The sequence below is a fragment of the Sphingobacterium sp. LRF_L2 genome, from assembly GCF_965644235.1.
In the GTDB taxonomy this organism is placed as follows: domain Bacteria; phylum Bacteroidota; class Bacteroidia; order Sphingobacteriales; family Sphingobacteriaceae; genus Sphingobacterium.
The window spans coordinates 547,415-562,216 of the sequence record NZ_CBFFRI010000004.1 but is presented as its reverse complement, the minus strand read 5'-3'; the positions used below and the strand labels follow the sequence as shown (position 1 = coordinate 562,216).

At 37.0% G+C, this 14,802-nt stretch carries 18 protein-coding genes; 6 read left to right on the top strand and 12 right to left on the bottom strand.

The features are described 5' to 3' along the window. Positions 1-52: 52 nt before the first annotated feature. From ACSZOX_RS11175 to ACSZOX_RS11160, 4 genes are all read right to left on the bottom strand, one after another. The gene (locus ACSZOX_RS11175) at positions 53-274 is read right to left on the bottom strand and encodes a hypothetical protein (protein WP_437920041.1); all 222 of its coding nucleotides are present in this window, start codon (positions 272-274) and stop codon (positions 53-55) included. Between the two features lie 180 nt (positions 275-454). Further along, complete coding sequence (locus ACSZOX_RS11170) at positions 455-1,729, bottom strand: DEAD/DEAH box helicase (RefSeq protein ID WP_437920040.1); 1,275 nt, start codon at positions 1,727-1,729, stop codon at positions 455-457. A gap of 185 nt (positions 1,730-1,914) precedes the next feature. Next, positions 1,915-2,910 (bottom strand): OmpA family protein, encoded by a 996-nt coding sequence (locus tag ACSZOX_RS11165; RefSeq protein ID WP_437920039.1) that lies wholly within the window; start codon positions 2,908-2,910, stop codon positions 1,915-1,917. A gap of 281 nt (positions 2,911-3,191) precedes the next feature. Continuing rightward, positions 3,192-3,671: a hypothetical protein gene (locus ACSZOX_RS11160; RefSeq protein WP_437920038.1), complete on the bottom strand. Its 480-nt coding sequence runs from the start codon at positions 3,669-3,671 to the stop codon at positions 3,192-3,194. 166 nt (positions 3,672-3,837) lie between these two features. Between ACSZOX_RS11160 and ACSZOX_RS11155 the strand changes: the two genes are divergently transcribed. Then, positions 3,838-5,799: a tetratricopeptide repeat-containing sensor histidine kinase gene (locus ACSZOX_RS11155; protein WP_437920037.1), complete on the top strand. Its 1,962-nt coding sequence runs from the start codon at positions 3,838-3,840 to the stop codon at positions 5,797-5,799. Next, on the top strand, positions 5,792-6,424 hold the full coding sequence (locus ACSZOX_RS11150; protein WP_437920036.1) for a response regulator: 633 nt from the start codon (positions 5,792-5,794) through the stop codon (positions 6,422-6,424). The genes ACSZOX_RS11155 and ACSZOX_RS11150 overlap by 8 nt, the downstream gene beginning before the upstream one ends. 98 nt (positions 6,425-6,522) lie before the next feature. Here the strand turns inward: ACSZOX_RS11150 and ACSZOX_RS11145 are convergent, their stop codons facing one another. Both ACSZOX_RS11145 and ACSZOX_RS11140 read right to left on the bottom strand, forming a co-directional pair. Further along, positions 6,523-6,855, bottom strand: a complete 333-nt coding sequence (locus ACSZOX_RS11145; protein ID WP_437920035.1) for a YegP family protein — start codon at positions 6,853-6,855, stop codon at positions 6,523-6,525. A gap of 139 nt (positions 6,856-6,994) precedes the next feature. Beyond that, the gene (locus tag ACSZOX_RS11140) at positions 6,995-7,672 is read right to left on the bottom strand and encodes a hypothetical protein (protein ID WP_437920034.1); all 678 of its coding nucleotides are present in this window, start codon (positions 7,670-7,672) and stop codon (positions 6,995-6,997) included. 424 nt (positions 7,673-8,096) lie between these two features. Here ACSZOX_RS11140 and ACSZOX_RS11135 point away from each other — a divergent pair, with 424 nt between their 5' ends. Next, on the top strand, positions 8,097-8,669 hold the full coding sequence (locus tag ACSZOX_RS11135) for a YdeI/OmpD-associated family protein (RefSeq protein ID WP_437920033.1): 573 nt from the start codon (positions 8,097-8,099) through the stop codon (positions 8,667-8,669). Between the two features lie 36 nt (positions 8,670-8,705). On the opposite strand, the gene ACSZOX_RS11130 is transcribed toward ACSZOX_RS11135, so the two are convergent. The 3 genes from ACSZOX_RS11130 to ACSZOX_RS11120 form a co-directional block, all read right to left on the bottom strand. Next, the gene (locus ACSZOX_RS11130) at positions 8,706-9,482 is read right to left on the bottom strand and encodes a metallophosphoesterase (RefSeq protein ID WP_437920032.1); all 777 of its coding nucleotides are present in this window, start codon (positions 9,480-9,482) and stop codon (positions 8,706-8,708) included. Positions 9,483-9,556: 74 nt separating this feature from the next. After that, positions 9,557-9,841 (bottom strand): hypothetical protein, encoded by a 285-nt coding sequence (locus ACSZOX_RS11125; protein ID WP_437920031.1) that lies wholly within the window; start codon positions 9,839-9,841, stop codon positions 9,557-9,559. Between the two features lie 566 nt (positions 9,842-10,407). Continuing rightward, complete coding sequence (locus ACSZOX_RS11120) at positions 10,408-10,878, bottom strand: hypothetical protein (RefSeq protein ID WP_437920030.1); 471 nt, start codon at positions 10,876-10,878, stop codon at positions 10,408-10,410. A 642-nt stretch (positions 10,879-11,520) separates the two neighbouring features. Here ACSZOX_RS11120 and ACSZOX_RS11115 point away from each other — a divergent pair. From ACSZOX_RS11115 to ACSZOX_RS11105, 3 genes are read left to right on the top strand one after another with little or no spacing between them, the layout of a single operon-like run. Continuing rightward, on the top strand, positions 11,521-11,952 hold the full coding sequence (locus tag ACSZOX_RS11115) for a hypothetical protein (protein WP_437920029.1): 432 nt from the start codon (positions 11,521-11,523) through the stop codon (positions 11,950-11,952). A gap of 27 nt (positions 11,953-11,979) precedes the next feature. Then, positions 11,980-12,465 (top strand): helix-turn-helix domain-containing protein, encoded by a 486-nt coding sequence (locus ACSZOX_RS11110; protein ID WP_437920028.1) that lies wholly within the window; start codon positions 11,980-11,982, stop codon positions 12,463-12,465. Positions 12,466-12,474: 9 nt separating this feature from the next. Next, positions 12,475-12,957: a hypothetical protein gene (locus ACSZOX_RS11105; RefSeq protein ID WP_437920027.1), complete on the top strand. Its 483-nt coding sequence runs from the start codon at positions 12,475-12,477 to the stop codon at positions 12,955-12,957. Between the two features lie 258 nt (positions 12,958-13,215). On the opposite strand, the gene ACSZOX_RS11100 is transcribed toward ACSZOX_RS11105, so the two are convergent. From ACSZOX_RS11100 to ACSZOX_RS11090, 3 genes are all read right to left on the bottom strand, one after another. Beyond that, entirely contained in the window at positions 13,216-13,875 is a 660-nt protein-coding gene (locus ACSZOX_RS11100; RefSeq protein ID WP_437920026.1) for a hypothetical protein, read from the bottom strand. A gap of 111 nt (positions 13,876-13,986) precedes the next feature. Then, positions 13,987-14,562, bottom strand: a complete 576-nt coding sequence (locus tag ACSZOX_RS11095; RefSeq protein WP_437920025.1) for a hypothetical protein — start codon at positions 14,560-14,562, stop codon at positions 13,987-13,989. 39 nt (positions 14,563-14,601) lie between these two features. Beyond that, positions 14,602-14,769, bottom strand: a complete 168-nt coding sequence (locus ACSZOX_RS11090) for a hypothetical protein (protein WP_437920024.1) — start codon at positions 14,767-14,769, stop codon at positions 14,602-14,604. Positions 14,770-14,802: the final 33 nt, after the last annotated feature.

The following is a 14,802-nucleotide window of genomic DNA, read 5'->3' as shown; positions in this document are numbered from 1 at the left end:
AACATCATGTTCTGCCTATTCCTATAGCGCAGAACATGATGGATCTTTTATCCTACAAATAGCTACTTGTATACACCCAATTGTGTTCCGGTAAGAAATACGTCGATGCATAGTGCGTACCCCCAAGATACCAGTTAATTGTACCACCACCTTCTCTACCATTATCAGGCTCAAAGGTAAAAGAAATTGGACCAAGTGGATTAAAGCCACCTCCCAATTCCCTCATTTCGCTTTCCGTTAAAGCAGATCCAGAAAAACTGTTTATTGATTTCATAATAATTAATTTTCCTTGAATTTAATTATTAGTAAGCTACGCTAAAATGCCCAATTTATATTAGCCAGCTTGCAATCAATATTTGCGGTTTTTCAATCAATCTATGCATTTGTTCCTTTACAGCTTTTATTGCCTTTAAAAGCTGTCTTTGGAAATACTATGCCGATGTACAAATAAGAATTAGCGTTTCTTATTCTTCATTTTCATTTTTGCTTTCTCGCCGCCACCGTAGTTGTACGTTTTGCTGTTACTTTCTTTCTTTTTGTGAAAAGCACCACCTCTCGACTCATCGACTTCATTTTTCTCTTTCTGCGTGTTGGATGGCTGGTAAATAATAAGATCATCGGGGAGAGGCATTGTCGGTATTTTAGAACCCAAAGCTTGTTCTATTTTTTTTACTTCCGGGAGTTCGATATCCGTTGCAAATGTTATCGCCAATACTTCTTCATCTGTGTTTTTTACAACATGTTGCAGGAAGACTTCCCTACTTTCAGGAATTTCAAAATGAAATATAAAAGGTATTCCACTTAAATCCAGCACATCCGTGTTTTCATTAGCGATAATAAGCACCCTACATTCCGGTATTTGTTTAAAATCATTGACATCATCCACTCCCGCGTCATCAAAGAAAAGAGGATGTAAAACAGCCACTTCTCCTTTCTTTGCATGTAAACTCTCGCTAAGCTTTTGCGCAGTCAATCGACTATTGACGAACACGACAACTTTGTCAAAAACTTCATCATCGCGTAGCAAAAGATTTAACAGGTTGATTTTTGTTGTAAAATTGGGAACCTGATAAAGTAACAACTCGTGCGTCTCTACAGCATTTTCCCCCAGTTCGTCCACTTCAATAGTGGTCGCTAGAGGCATGAAATCGTCTATCATCAAGTGTAACTTTTCATGCTCCACAGTACTGAATGCCACATATTGGACTTTTCCGCAACTTTGAGCAAGTTCCCTTACCGGGGTTTGCATACCCTGCTTTACAATTTCGTCTGCGTCATCAATGATGAAGGTTTGAATGCGATTCAAGTTGAGACCTAGCTTCAGATAAATAGCACGTGCGCGATTCGGTGTGGCAACAACGATATCCACCCCTCGAACCAAGTTTTCGATCTCTTCCTCCATGCTACCGCTGGTCTTTAGGCCCATGATATGAAGTTCCCTATTCTTGCTTATGGTAATGAATCGGTCGACAATTTCAGTAATCCTTTCTTCATTGGGGGCTAAAATCAAAACTTTTGGAGCTTCATCTTGCGTATATTTCAAACGCATTAAAACACCAAGCACATAGGTTGTGGTTTTTCCAGCCCCTTCCGGAGCAATACCTATTATACTATGCCCACCTATTATTCTGGAGAGCGTTTTCAACTGAAACTCTTTCGCAGAAAAATACCCCAAATCATTCATGGATACATGAAGACGTTTACTAAGCTTTAATTTATCTAAAGACACTGCCAACTATTTAAATGATTACCAATTTGCAAAGTTAGCTAAAATATAGTGTATCTTCATCAAGAAGTCGCGTACTTCGTTGTTTATTGAATCTGGGCGAGATCTCTGATACGAATAAATCATCGCAAGAAGACAGTTGAAAAGAGTAAAGAAAAAGCCCTCCGTAATCGAAGAGCTTGTACAGATTAGTTTGTTTTGATCAACTCGACCCGGCGGTTTTTTGCTTTACTTTCCGCTGAATCATTGTCTGCCAAAGGACGTTCAGCGCCAAATCCCTTAGCGGAAAGTCTAGATTTTTCAATCCCTAATGACAATAGGTTATTTAGTACGGCATTCGCCCGGTCATCGGATAACTTTTTGTTGTGTGAGGCGTCTCCCGTATTATCCGTATGTCCTTCTATGGCCACCTTTAAACCTGTATCTTTTTTCAATGCGACAGCAATTTCCTCCACGGCTAGTTTGCCGTCAGGAGAAAGAGTCGATTTATCCGTATCAAAATTGATATACAGAATAGATTTCCCTTCATCAGCTAGATCTTTTAGAATATCATCGGCTGTAATTTTCGTAATTGTCTGCTGAAATACATCCTCCTGCAATACGTTTAATTTTGCTCCTGCATTTGTTGACGAGTATTGCACATAGATATTGCCTTTGTCTTTCGTCCGTATCGCATAAAATTTGATAGATTCTCCAGGATAGCCAATATCACCATCGTCACCCTTATTCGGATCTGCTTTCGCGTAGCGCTCATACTCTCGTTGCGTAATTTCACCGTCGAAAATCTGAACAGCACCTATGGAAGTCAGGTATTCGGACATGCTTTTCTCAAAATAATGCTGAGAAAATTTTTCACCTTGTTCGGCAGTAATATTAGCTTTATACAGCTTCCCTTCAAAAGCTGTCATCACCCCGTTTATCGGAAAAAAACATACATCAAAGTTTTTATCCAGCGGTTTGTTCATTTCTTTCAATCCTTTAGGTAAGGTGAAAAAAGGAAAACTCCCCACATCATTGGTTGAGAAAGGGATGCTTTCCACATCCATACCCTTTACCGGTTCTGGTGCTTTTTCTGGTTCAACAGACTGTTCAGTAGGAGTATCCGTATTCGCACGCTCCCGAGCAGTCTGATTGCATGATATGATCAAAGTACTTACTGCAAATAAAATTGTTGCTTTTTTCATCTTATAGATTTTTTTCAAATTCAATCTGGTTAGCTCTTAAAGCGGTGTTTGTCCAGCAAAAGTCCGCTCAGAGTACATATTGACGAATTAAAATTATGCCGCAACAAATTGATCTGCTGCGGCGTAAGGTTGTTATGTTGCAAGTTCGTTGTACGTTAAAAGCCTTTAAAATATTTTTGTTGTCATCGTTTATAAGGTCGAAGCATTTCGATTCAGCGTGTTAGATGCTTCATTATTTTAGGATGACTGTTTAAAAATATAATATGCAACACCTTTTTCTCTTAGAAAGAATACTGTTTTGTGAAGTCTGCTCCGTCACCGGTTAATGTCAGATTTTCATTAATGATAGTTTCGCTACCTTTTTCAATTTTAAAGCTTAGCGGCATTGGATCGCCGTAGTTAATGATTTGGACACCGCCGGTGAACAAGCGAATAGGCTCTGTGGTCTCAATAACATAAGTTTTTGTCGTCCCGGCAAAGTCATTTTTGTCCAATCCAACAGCCGATTCACCAGTTTGCGCTACGCCATTTAATTTCCAAACGTCCGTTTTTCCATTTATATTTCCGCCTACTACTGTCACCGACACAAAATCGCGATCTGGATCCACATTGTTCAGCGTTACGGTGATTTTGTAGTGATTTAGCTCTTGATTAATCTCCTCCGTGTTATCGTCGCTACTGCTGCAGCTTGTTAATATCGTTCCAAATGTCAGTACCGATAAAAGTCCTAATAGAACTATCTTTGCGCTAATTTTTCTCATCGTGTTCCGTTTTAAATTTTTTGTGAAATACAAATTTCAGTAAATTGTGAACCTGAGGCAATCATTGTAAACTAGCATTTTATTTCTAATGGTTTACCATGATTTTGGGGGCGGAAATAAAATACCGTTTTTTTATTTTGGATATTTGTAGTTTAATTATTTGGTAATGTTGAAGAATACCTTTCTATTGATTTTAGTCTGCTATTTTAGTCAAGTGCTGATGGCGCAGCAACTTGTCCCGTTGGACGAGGCTGGCTATCTAAGGCAAATTGACAGTCAGATCACTACAAGTGGTCAGTCTGCAGCTAAACTTCAACATTATCTCCTTCTATCCGAGTATTGGGCGCAAATTGATAGTCTGAAAAGCCTAGAAGCATTGAATCAGGTCTTGCAATCACCCAAAAAAAATAGTTTAGATGAAGGTGTTATCGCCTATTACCAAGGTGTTTTTTATGCAAATCAAGGAAGTAAAACTACGGCCAGGCAGTATTACGAATCGGCCATAAAAGCACTTGAGAATAATCCAAAACAAAGTGATTTGCTGATAAAAGCTTACTATAATTCGGCCTACATGCAAGTGGAGGATAAGGGATACGATTATTTGGTAAAGACCTTGACCGAACACTGTATACCGTTGAGTGAAAAAAGCCATAATAGGTCCTTATTGGCATATAGCTATACCCAGTTAGGTCTTACTTTTATGTCCGTCGGACAGTTTGACAAAGCTGAAGAATACCATAATAAAGCCCTAGCACAGCTGGAGAAGATTCCAACAGAAAAAACAGTACATTTAATAACATACCTTAATTTAGTCAGTAATTATTGCTATAAACCCGATAGCAAGAGTGCAAAGATCTATCTGGACAAAGCACAGGAACTGATTCAGCCTTATCCCGATTCGCAGCATTACCCCAACTATTATTACCAGGAAGCCATGTACTATACTACCAGGCAGGAATACGGACAGGCGCTGAATAGCTTAAATAAGGGCGTAACCTTAGCTAAAGAAAAGCACCAGCTGCGGTTGTTGCATCTATTGTATTTCAGGATGTATAATGTCTATTTGATGCAAAAGGATTACGTAAAGGCCAAGGCCCAATTGGAACAAATTCTAAAAGAGCATATTTTAAGCAAGGAAGCAGTCAATCGCCGGATTACCTACACCCAGTTGGCGGCTGTGAATGATGTGTTGGATAATCATAAAGAAGCCTACCAGTGGATGAAAAAATCCAATGCCTTGGGCGATAGTTTAAGTCAACAAAAGCTGTTAGAAAAGATGAATGAGTACGAAATATTGCACAAGACGTCCGAAAAACAGAAAACCATTGATGCTTTGGAGCAAGAGAAAAAAGAAAATATGCTTATTGCCAAAAATAAGAATCTGCGGATTACCATTTTGGGGATAGCCCTTTTGCTGAGCTTAGTTATTGCTTTTTTATCCTACCTCACCTATAGAAAACAACAAAAGTTAAATAAGCAGATCAATATAAGCCACAAGCAAGATTTGATGCATATAGAAAGCGAACGGAGATATGAGGCTTCCCAAGCCGTCTTACGAGGTGAAGAACAAGAACGGCAACGTATTGCACAGGATTTGCACGATAGCATGGGAGGGATGTTAGCAAATATACGGATGTCTATATCGTCAATGGGGGGGGATAAATCTACAGCTCTATTAGACAAAATAGATAAATCCATCTTAGAAATGAGGCGCATTTCCAGAAACCTTATGCCAGAGACCTTAAAGAACCTAGGTCTTGAAATTGCGCTGAAAGAACTCTGCGAGTCGATGAGCCATAAACATTTTTCTATCCAATTCGAGGCTTTCGATGTGTCAGAAAACATTTCATTTCAGATACAGCTTGCTTTTTATCGCATCACCCAAGAAAGCATAAGTAATGTGATAAAATATGCGCAGGCAAATAACGTAATTGTCCAGATAAGCCAAAACGACAACACGCTGACCTTAACAATAGAAGATGACGGCATCGGCTTTGATAAGGCGGAAATAGTGTATGGTCTGGGACTGAAAAATATTGAAAATAGAGTTCGATTGATTAACGGAAATGTAGATGTAGTTTCGGCCAAAGGACAAGGAACTACCATAAATGTAGAGTGTAATGTATAAAAATGACCGCCTAAATTTAGCCATAGTTGACGATCATCCCATGATTTTGGAAGGATTGAAATCGCTATTACAAGAAGATCCTAAATTTCATATTTTCTCCTTCACCAAAGGAGCAGCGATTTTAGATTTTATCCAAGAGAACAAAGTGGATGTTGTTTTGCTCGATATCGTACTTAGCGATGGAAGTGGTTTGGACTTTTGCAGAGCCATCAAACAAAAATTACCAAAAACCATCGTTATCGCGATAAGCAATCAAGCGGAACGCAGCATTATTTTTCGATTTTTAGAGAATGGAGGTAATGGATATATTTTGAAGAACGCCGATGCACAGGAAATTGTCAAATGTATTGACAATGCAATAAATGGTGATCTGGCTTTAAGCAAAGAAGTTCAGGAAATTATGTTACGGCCCTCTTCCCAGGCTTTTGAGATTCCCCGTTTAACCAAACGTGAACAGCAGATCCTAGAATCCATTGCTTATGGACATACCTCGGCTGAAATTGCTGAAAAGTTATTTATTTCGGTCATCACCGTGGAGACACATCGACGAAATTTATTGCAGAAATTTAAGTCAAAAAATATGATTGAATTGGTTAAAATAGCTGCAGAAAATAAGTTGATCTAATTTTCCTTTAATCTTCTTGCTTCGTATTTAGAGCCTAAAATGTATTACAGCACGTAGAGGTTCTTTCATACGTGCTGTACATGTTGATTTCGGATGGTTTAACTCGTCAGATCCTCAACAGTTGCCCCAGGAGCGTTACTTGCTACCGATGCAATCCCATTGTCTCTTCCGCTAGCACTTTCGTACATCTCGCTTGTACCGATAATTTGCCCGTTCGTTGCTTTCAGGTTGAAGTAAAACTTCGCGTTGCTGGAAGTCTTCTTATCAAACTTACTTTCATCTTGTGCATTTTTTTGAACAGATTCAATCCCATTTTGACAATTGGCTTTAGTTTTGTAACCTTCACTGGATAAGATGGTTTGGCCATTGTTCGCTTTGAGGTTGAACTGAAATTCCCCGTTTGTTCTTTTTGTAATTACAAATTTTCCCATAAGACTTTTTTCTTAAAGTTATGTATGATTTCGGAAAAATCAGTTTTTTTTACAAATTTATTAAGGCACTCGTGCTGAGCGGATTTTCATGATCTGAATTTAAATTGGTGGATAATTTCTAATGATCAGGATAACGGTGTTAATGTGGGAACAGTTTAATGAATTTGTCGAGCACAGGTAGGTATTTCTCTCGCTTTGTAGGCTTATTAATAAATTGAGGATGATAAAAAAAGTTCTTATGATAAAAGTGTTCATCGATCAGATAATCATCTTCTAAATAGTCAAATTCACTTCTTTTAATGTATTCAAAGAATTCCTTTGCTAGATCGCGTAGCTTATGAAAATACGCATATCCTCTGTTTGTATAGAAGTTGCCGAATCCCAAATAAATAGGCTTGTTCTTAAACTCTTTTTCACATTCTGAAAAAATAGGAAATAAAAATTTAGAATTGCTTTGGTTGGTTTTCTTATAAGCAGAATCAACACTGGGATCACATACATTCAATAGGTTATAGATCTGAATAACACCGTTTAGATCTATTTTTTTATTTACATAGTTTCCATTAAAAATCGGCAAAATATCTTTCATCGTGGCATCAGCATCGGTCGACGTCCAATGATCAAAATCGATGTTCTTTTCGTAGAAAGCAGAGATATCGTTTTTCGCGTCTTCACTTAACTGGCTTCCGGGTTTTGCGCTTCCTGGATTTTTCATCACTATTGAGCCTATCAAGTCCCACGAATCTCCATATTGTAATAATGTTTTGGTGCGGAATAATAGTCCTTCATCTTTTTTAAATTCAGCGTAAACTTTCATATTGACATCAGCTTTGAATCGTATGGGAACCCCATTTTTTGCAACTAAAGATAGGTATTATTACGTTTAATCCGATACGGAAAGATCCTTTAAGAGGACTGATGTAGATTGAATAATATTGTTTTGTCTATATTTGATAGAAAAACAGTGCTTATAGAAAAACTTATATTTTTTCGCTATATCATAATCTCGTAATTCAGAAAGTATGATAGCCATCTTCAAGAATTTTTGTATAAAACTCGCTTAAAATAACCTGTTTCCATCCTGGTTTTACTCATAATTTCATACAAACTTTCATAATTCATTTCACCTATAAAAGTAGCAATAAAGATTTGCATATTTGACTATGCTTTAGTGTCTATTGTTTTGATCAACTTTCTGCATGTAATGTGGAAGATTTTGATAGCTGTTATTCTATGATGAAATGAACGAAGTAGAAATTTTTTATCCAACAAGTCCAGATGATTGGAGAAAGTGGTTAGAAAAAAATCATCTTTCCAAGCAATCTGTATGGTTGGTTTTCTATTCCAAATTATCGGAGAGGCCTACCGTCAGTTGGAGAGAAGCGGTAGATGTTGCTCTTTGTTTTGGTTGGATAGACAGCAAAAAGATTAAAATTGACAAAGAAACATCCCATCAGTTTTTTAGTAAACGAAAGCCGAACAGTACCTGGTCAAAAATCAACAAAGAAAAGGTGCGCCAGTTTATCGAAAGTGGACAAATGAGACAAGCAGGTTTGGATAGCATTGAAATTGCCAAGCAAAACGGTTCTTGGACAGTTTTGGATGAGGTCGAAGAGCTTATTATTCCTGATGATCTAGAAAAAGCATTTAAACAGTATGAAGGCGCAAAGGCGTATTTCTTGTCTTCGAGCAAAAGTATAAAAAAAATGATGCTGAGCTGGATTGTTTTTGCAAAACGACCTGAAACCCGACAAAAACGTATAGACGAAATTGCCGTATTAGCCAGCCAAAATAAGAGACCCAAACAATTCTGACAATTACAAAGTCAGGACCAAGAATGTTCGGTATCTTCATAACAAAAAGATTCTCTGTCTTTTTAGTTTATATCTCAATAATAAGATTGTTTTTAAACCCATTATACGTTCATCAATATAACCATGTGGGTTACATATAATTTCGGTGTTACCAATTTTATATTTTACAGGGCTATGAAGATGACCATGAATCCAATAAGAGGGTTGGTGCTTTAGTATGAAGTCCTCCATATCCGAGACGTAGGCAGCACTAATCGGATCATCTAAATATTTCTTTGGTAGTGACCGTATGCTCGGCGCATGATGCGTTACGACAATATTGTGCTTCGTTTCGCTGGTACTAAGACTTTCATCCAACCATTGACTAGAAGTTTGATGAATTCTAAAGGTATCTATACTTCTCAATTTAGCATATTGATAACCTAATCTAATTTTTTTGTAATCATTCATTCGACTTTGGCATAGCGACCCATACACAATTGGATTACCTTTAATAGAAAAATTAGTCCACAGCGTACAGCCATGAAACCGGACACCGTCGATATTCAGCGATTCATTTTCCAATACATGAATATTGGAATTTTTTGCTGCATCTTTAATTTTATGTAATGTTTTTGGATAAGCTCCTTTATAATATTCATGATTACCCAGTACATAGATGATAGGTATATCCAGCGAAAGTGATTTGAGCCAGTTGATACCTTTTATCCCCAGATCAGTATCTCCAGCCAACACAAGTACATCAGCTATTTGCAGATTGATATCGTTGTATCCAAATTCCCTATGCAGATCACTGATGATATGGATGTTCATTTTTAACTTTTTTTTAAGTTAGTAAATTCAATGCCAATCATTAAAACAGAAACGGCACTCTTTAGACATTTTATCTACCATTCTCGCCATTCCTCGGTGATATCCTCTTCCAAAGTCGTGTAACCTTTATCTGCCGCTGCGGATATAATAATATCTGCTATTTGTTCTCTTTCGCTGGTCTCTATCAATTCATAATCGCATTTCTCGTTCAGTTGGTTCAAAGAAATAACCGCCGATTGAACAACCTCGTTCCCTTCATCTTTAGCGTTGGTAGCAGCCATCTTTTGCAGATATTCCTTCAGTATTCCCATACATTGATCTACATCGCGTTGCGTATAGTTGGGCTCAGCAGTCTTCATGTAGGAAATTATTGAACTTTCTAGAGCCTGTAGTTTTGGAGCGTATATGCTATTTATTTTATAAGTACTTTTATTATTGCTACGATTATTACTACAGCTACCGATCATCAATGATAATATCACAATGAGAGCGTACGTAAGGCAATGTTTAATTTTATATAACACATTTTTTCTTTAATATTATTCCCAAAATAGCTAATTCAGTCCCCAAGCAACAAATAACATACCCGCTACTTTTCATAAACCCGTTTCGAATAAAATAGGGGATACCATTGCCGTCGATAAACTGCATAAATCTATTTATTCTTCCTTGGTATTACTGACTGCGATATACACCCCTACAAAGAAGGCAATAATTGCAAAAATACTAAGTCTAATACATTGCATCTACAGGTTAAATATGGATACGATGTGAATTTACTGCTTTCCTGCCACAGGAGAGAACCGGTTTAACTGCGGTCTCAAGATGTATCCCTAGGCACATCTGCTTAAAAATACAAGCTTTTCATCCAGGCTAAAAGTAGAAAAATTTTCTATCAATACTCTATTGATTCCAAGTTATTTAACTAGCTTTTTCTACTCATTTCAAATTTTCCGATCATTTCGTTTAATTTATCAATGTCTTGCTCTGAAATAGAATCCATTTCTAGGAACGAAGTATATCCATCAATAACAAAATCATATTCAAATTCATTCTTAATTTTACCTCTTTTCATTATTTTTTCGATATTCCTGCTTTCTCTTATTAATGGGATTCTCGCTTCTTTAATCTTTGCCCAAAAGTATTCCACAGTTGGGCCCTCTCCTTCTTGAAAAAATATAAGTACGTCGTTCTTCACGTATCGTAAACTAGCTTTTGTTCGATAACCTGGTTTAGGATATAATGCCAATTCTCTATAGGAAAGTTTATTTTTAATTACGTGATTCAAGTACTCTTCTGTATAGTAATCTGGAGTCATTTCTCGAAAACTCTCAATAGTGATATCTATAATTTTTGCTACTTCTGCAGCTGCTTCGTCATAGTTGAATTTACTCATGTTGTTAATTTTATCAGGATATAAACATGCCATTGTTTACAATGGTCGAAGTTGAATTAAAGGTAGTAGAATTAATCTATTAGTGAAAAAAAAGCAAGAATCAATTTGTTTTTTTATCACCAATTCATAGCCTTGCGTATCTTCCAAGCCGAAGGCTATCTATGATCTCGATTCTTAAATCCTGATAGCTGCAGGTGAGCTTATTTTGCGTCATGCTGCGGTATTTAACGTTGTTGTTTGTTCAAGAAATTTAGAGGAACTGTCGTTCCTGTTGCGCACATATAGTTTATATTACAGCAGTAGTTCGCTCAAAATGGCGGTGCAATTCGCGGCGCAACAAAAGCATTAAAACTAAAACTAATCGTACTCATCAAGGCTATTTGGAGTGACGAAGAAAAAATTATTGCAGATCGTCGAAATAAGTGTAAGAATTTCATTTAACGAGGTTTATTATAGTAAACTGTTTTTTTATTAGATTTGATAATCAATGTTTTGTAATAAATCAATTGTTAAACCGCACAATATATTGTTTGTTTCAATTTTAGCACTATATTTGTGCTTAACTTATATGTTAAGTTGTTTGTCACTATAAAAAGACTCGGACGATTATCCTTTGAGAAGGTGTGCTTTTATACAGTACAGATGGAAGACGTGGCTCAAAGTGAGTTTGAAGATTTTTTAATGCGTATGCAGAATGTGCTAGAATATGCTGGTCAACTTGGTATGATTTTACAGTTCATCAAGGAAATAGGCGAGAAGTATGGTGCGCGGGAAGCACATTTTAGGCACGAACGTGCTGCGGATGCTCTTCCACCACGATATTATATACAGCCAGGAAAGCCAAACAAATTTGGGCTGCGGTTGTATTGTATACGGCTGAGCGAGAAAGTGGTTATCCTGCTCAACGGAGATCTTAAGACAAAAAATAATCCAGAGGAGTGTCCCAATTGTAGAAAACATTTTCATTTCGCCAACAGTTTAGTGCGCAAGCTTGATGAAGCTATAAAAAATAGAGAAGTGATATTGGTAGATAAGGAATTGCACATGGATGATGATTTTGAGATAGAACTTTAAATCGACTTAAAATTTTTGGTATAGAATATGAAAACGCCACAAGTAATAGATAATTTGAATCTGTTTGATGAGATTTTAGAAAGTACAGATAACGAATCTAAACTCTTCGTTTCACGTTCGCTAGCTATTGCAAACCAGATTCTCGTTATCCTAGATAAAAAAGGATTAAAACAAAGAGATCTTGCAAACATGCTGGGTAAGAAAGAGGCCGAAATCAGCAGATGGCTTACGGGTTTCCATAATTTCACGGTGAAATCAATAGCCAAGATAGAGCATGCGCTTAGAGAGCAGATTATCTATACTGCTCAGGAATCCGAAGAGGAAATCTCAAAGGCTGTTCATGCCTTAACTATAAAAACGCCTGTGTTTGAAAGAACTAATAATCCAATGCGGATGAAAGATTTCGTTTCGGCAGGGAGTGTTCAAGTCACAACGGCTGTACATGTACAGGGAGGAAAACCAAACAAGGAAAAATTTTCCAGAGAGGTGTTTTATATTGAGACCGCAAGTTAAGCAGTTAGTATGTCGAAGAATAACAACATAGATCCAGATAGAATTCAGCTTTTAGAAGTTAAAACAGTAAAAGGAAACATTGATGTAGGTGACGATCTTGATGAGAGCCCGCTTGTTGGTTTTAAAACTGATTTTGATGTAAAGAGCATGTTTCGTCTTGAGGATCAGCTTGTACGATTTCTCTTTACGGCACGTTTTCATGGCTTAAGTAACGATGATACTCCATTACCTTTAACGGCAGAATTTACGTTTGACTTTTTATTTAAGGTAGATGAACTTGAAAAGTATGTTGTTGATTCTGACAAAAAGCTAGAGCAAATCAGTGTATCATCTGTTTTGGGGCACACATTGATTGCTATTATCTATTCTACAGCACGTGGCATAATATTGACCCGTACACAAGGTACAGTTATAAAAGACGGCATACTCTTACCCGTTATTAATACCCAGAAATTGTTGAATTTGACTGGTAAGGTTAAGGATAAAGGATAGCTGTGTTCTTTTCGTATGATCAATCCTAAACTCAGCAAAACATTCACAGGACATTGTTTCTGTAAAAAAAATAATCTTACGTAGAGTGGGTATTCAAGGAATCTTAAACTTTTCTCGTTAATTCATTAAGTAATCCGGAGCTATTTCTCTAAAACTCTCAAAAGTGATATCTATAATTTTTACTACTTCTGCAGCCGCTTCGTCATAGTGGAATTTACTCATGTTATTAATTTTATTAGGATATAAATAAGCCATTGTTTAGAATGGACGAAGTTGATTTAAAGGTAGTAGACTTACTTTATTTGTGAAAAGAAAGCAAGAATCAATTTGTTTTGTTATCACCAATTCATAGCCTAGCGTATCAGTCAAGCCCTTGTGTAACATCAGGTAATATTGTTCACTCTCGTCTTCAAATTTTACTTTTTTCACGGTCGCAAACTTATAAAAATCTTCTGTGGATCGGCCGATATTCACATTGTCAAAATAAATTGTGTCATTCTGTACGTGGTAGCTTCCTTTCACTTCAGTCACACCAAAGCAGATCCTTCGTTCGATAAAAGTAAAATTATTTTTAAGTTTTAATGTAGTTGTACAGTTTGCCACGCCTTCTCTTTTAGCTATTAATAGATCTTCTCTTTCAAATTTCTCAAAATCTATAAGCCCTTTAGGCTTCAAAAACGTAAGTATTAGCACAAAAGCTAAGAGTCCAGTGTTTATGAGTCGTTTTTTGTTTGATAGTTTTTCTTTAACCAGGAAGTACATTTGCCTTGCTAGCGCAATTCCAAGCCCCAAATAAATGGCAAACAAAACAAAGAAAGTAGGAAATGCAAGGAGTCCAAGTTGCCCTTCCCAGAAGCATACGGTGTTTACTATCAGAAAGAAACTGATTGTCATTATCAGAAGCCCATTCTTTTTCAAAATACTTATTTTTTAATCTTTGTCGTATGGTTGATTAAGCCGATTGCTGATGCTATAAAGGATCGAATATAACGTTTCTTAAGACCTATCTTTAGGTTAAGATGCGTCGCTCTAGGTGTCTATTGTTTTTCCGTAAAAGTCGATAGTGTAGATCCTGTTGGAAAAGTCGGTGAGCACAATCCTATCATGACCGATTTGAATCTCTTGCTTTCCCTCCACGGAAACGAAAATATCCGCACCTCCGAATTCCCATGCTATGTTTCCCTGTTTGTCAATCCGCGTTATTTGCATTTCGCCATGAACGATATAGTCATCCTGTAGCCTAAAGAGTTGAAAACAAGTTATGGGATCTGCGTGGATTTGCCATTGGAGATCGAGATGCGGTAATAGGAGGCAGAACACCGTGTTGCCACAGCAAAGGAGCAAATGGTCATTGTCATGGATAGTTGAGTTTTCATGAATAGTCGTTGCACTACCCGAACCTATTACAACACAGCTGGAAAGGATTTGATTACCCTGCCTAACGCTTATAGCATGTGTCGAGCTGGTATATTGATGCGCTTCGGCACCGAGATATTGTTTATCGTAGCTTAAGGTATTATCAGGAGAGCCCGTATGGTAAGTAGGCTCATCTATAATCTCGATTGCTAAATCCTGATAGGTAAAGGTGAGCTTATTTTGCGTCATGCTGCGGTATTTATAGTTGTTACTCTTTGTTCAAGAAATTTAGAGGAAGTTCCGCTCTCGTATCTCTTGTATAGCAAAACTACTGCAAAAGTCTGATGATTTTTGATTTCGAGGCAATTTACTGTTAAATAGTTGCTTAATACGGTTTTCTGCACTTGATTGATCGTTTAATAGTATATTCACGCACAAACGCATGACTGTATCCATACCTTAATTTTCTTAAAAAACTACCAGTCACAA

Bases quoted from the DNA above. Each gene is read 5' to 3' on its own strand.
- ACSZOX_RS11175 (WP_437920041.1), bottom strand. From the start codon at position 274: ATGAAATCAATAAACAGTTTTTCTGGATCTGCTTTAACGGAAAGCGAA.
- ACSZOX_RS11120 (WP_437920030.1), bottom strand. From the start codon at position 10,878: ATGAGTAAATTCAACTATGACGAAGCAGCTGCAGAAGTAGCAAAAATT.
- ACSZOX_RS11130 (WP_437920032.1), bottom strand. From the start codon at position 9,482: ATGAACATCCATATCATCAGTGATCTGCATAGGGAATTTGGATACAAC.
- ACSZOX_RS11090 (WP_437920024.1), bottom strand. From the start codon at position 14,769: ATGGATACAGTCATGCGTTTGTGCGTGAATATACTATTAAACGATCAA.
- ACSZOX_RS11105 (WP_437920027.1), top strand. From the start codon at position 12,475: ATGTCGAAGAATAACAACATAGATCCAGATAGAATTCAGCTTTTAGAA.
- ACSZOX_RS11150 (WP_437920036.1), top strand. From the start codon at position 5,792: ATGTATAAAAATGACCGCCTAAATTTAGCCATAGTTGACGATCATCCC.
- ACSZOX_RS11110 (WP_437920028.1), top strand. From the start codon at position 11,980: ATGAAAACGCCACAAGTAATAGATAATTTGAATCTGTTTGATGAGATT.
- ACSZOX_RS11145 (WP_437920035.1), bottom strand. From the start codon at position 6,855: ATGGGAAAATTTGTAATTACAAAAAGAACAAACGGGGAATTTCAGTTC.
- ACSZOX_RS11165 (WP_437920039.1), bottom strand. From the start codon at position 2,910: ATGAAAAAAGCAACAATTTTATTTGCAGTAAGTACTTTGATCATATCA.
- ACSZOX_RS11125 (WP_437920031.1), bottom strand. From the start codon at position 9,841: ATGAAGACTGCTGAGCCCAACTATACGCAACGCGATGTAGATCAATGT.
- ACSZOX_RS11160 (WP_437920038.1), bottom strand. From the start codon at position 3,671: ATGAGAAAAATTAGCGCAAAGATAGTTCTATTAGGACTTTTATCGGTA.
- ACSZOX_RS11140 (WP_437920034.1), bottom strand. From the start codon at position 7,672: ATGAAAGTTTACGCTGAATTTAAAAAAGATGAAGGACTATTATTCCGC.
- ACSZOX_RS11135 (WP_437920033.1), top strand. From the start codon at position 8,097: ATGAACGAAGTAGAAATTTTTTATCCAACAAGTCCAGATGATTGGAGA.
- ACSZOX_RS11095 (WP_437920025.1), bottom strand. From the start codon at position 14,562: ATGACGCAAAATAAGCTCACCTTTACCTATCAGGATTTAGCAATCGAG.
- ACSZOX_RS11115 (WP_437920029.1), top strand. From the start codon at position 11,521: ATGGAAGACGTGGCTCAAAGTGAGTTTGAAGATTTTTTAATGCGTATG.
- ACSZOX_RS11155 (WP_437920037.1), top strand. From the start codon at position 3,838: ATGTTGAAGAATACCTTTCTATTGATTTTAGTCTGCTATTTTAGTCAA.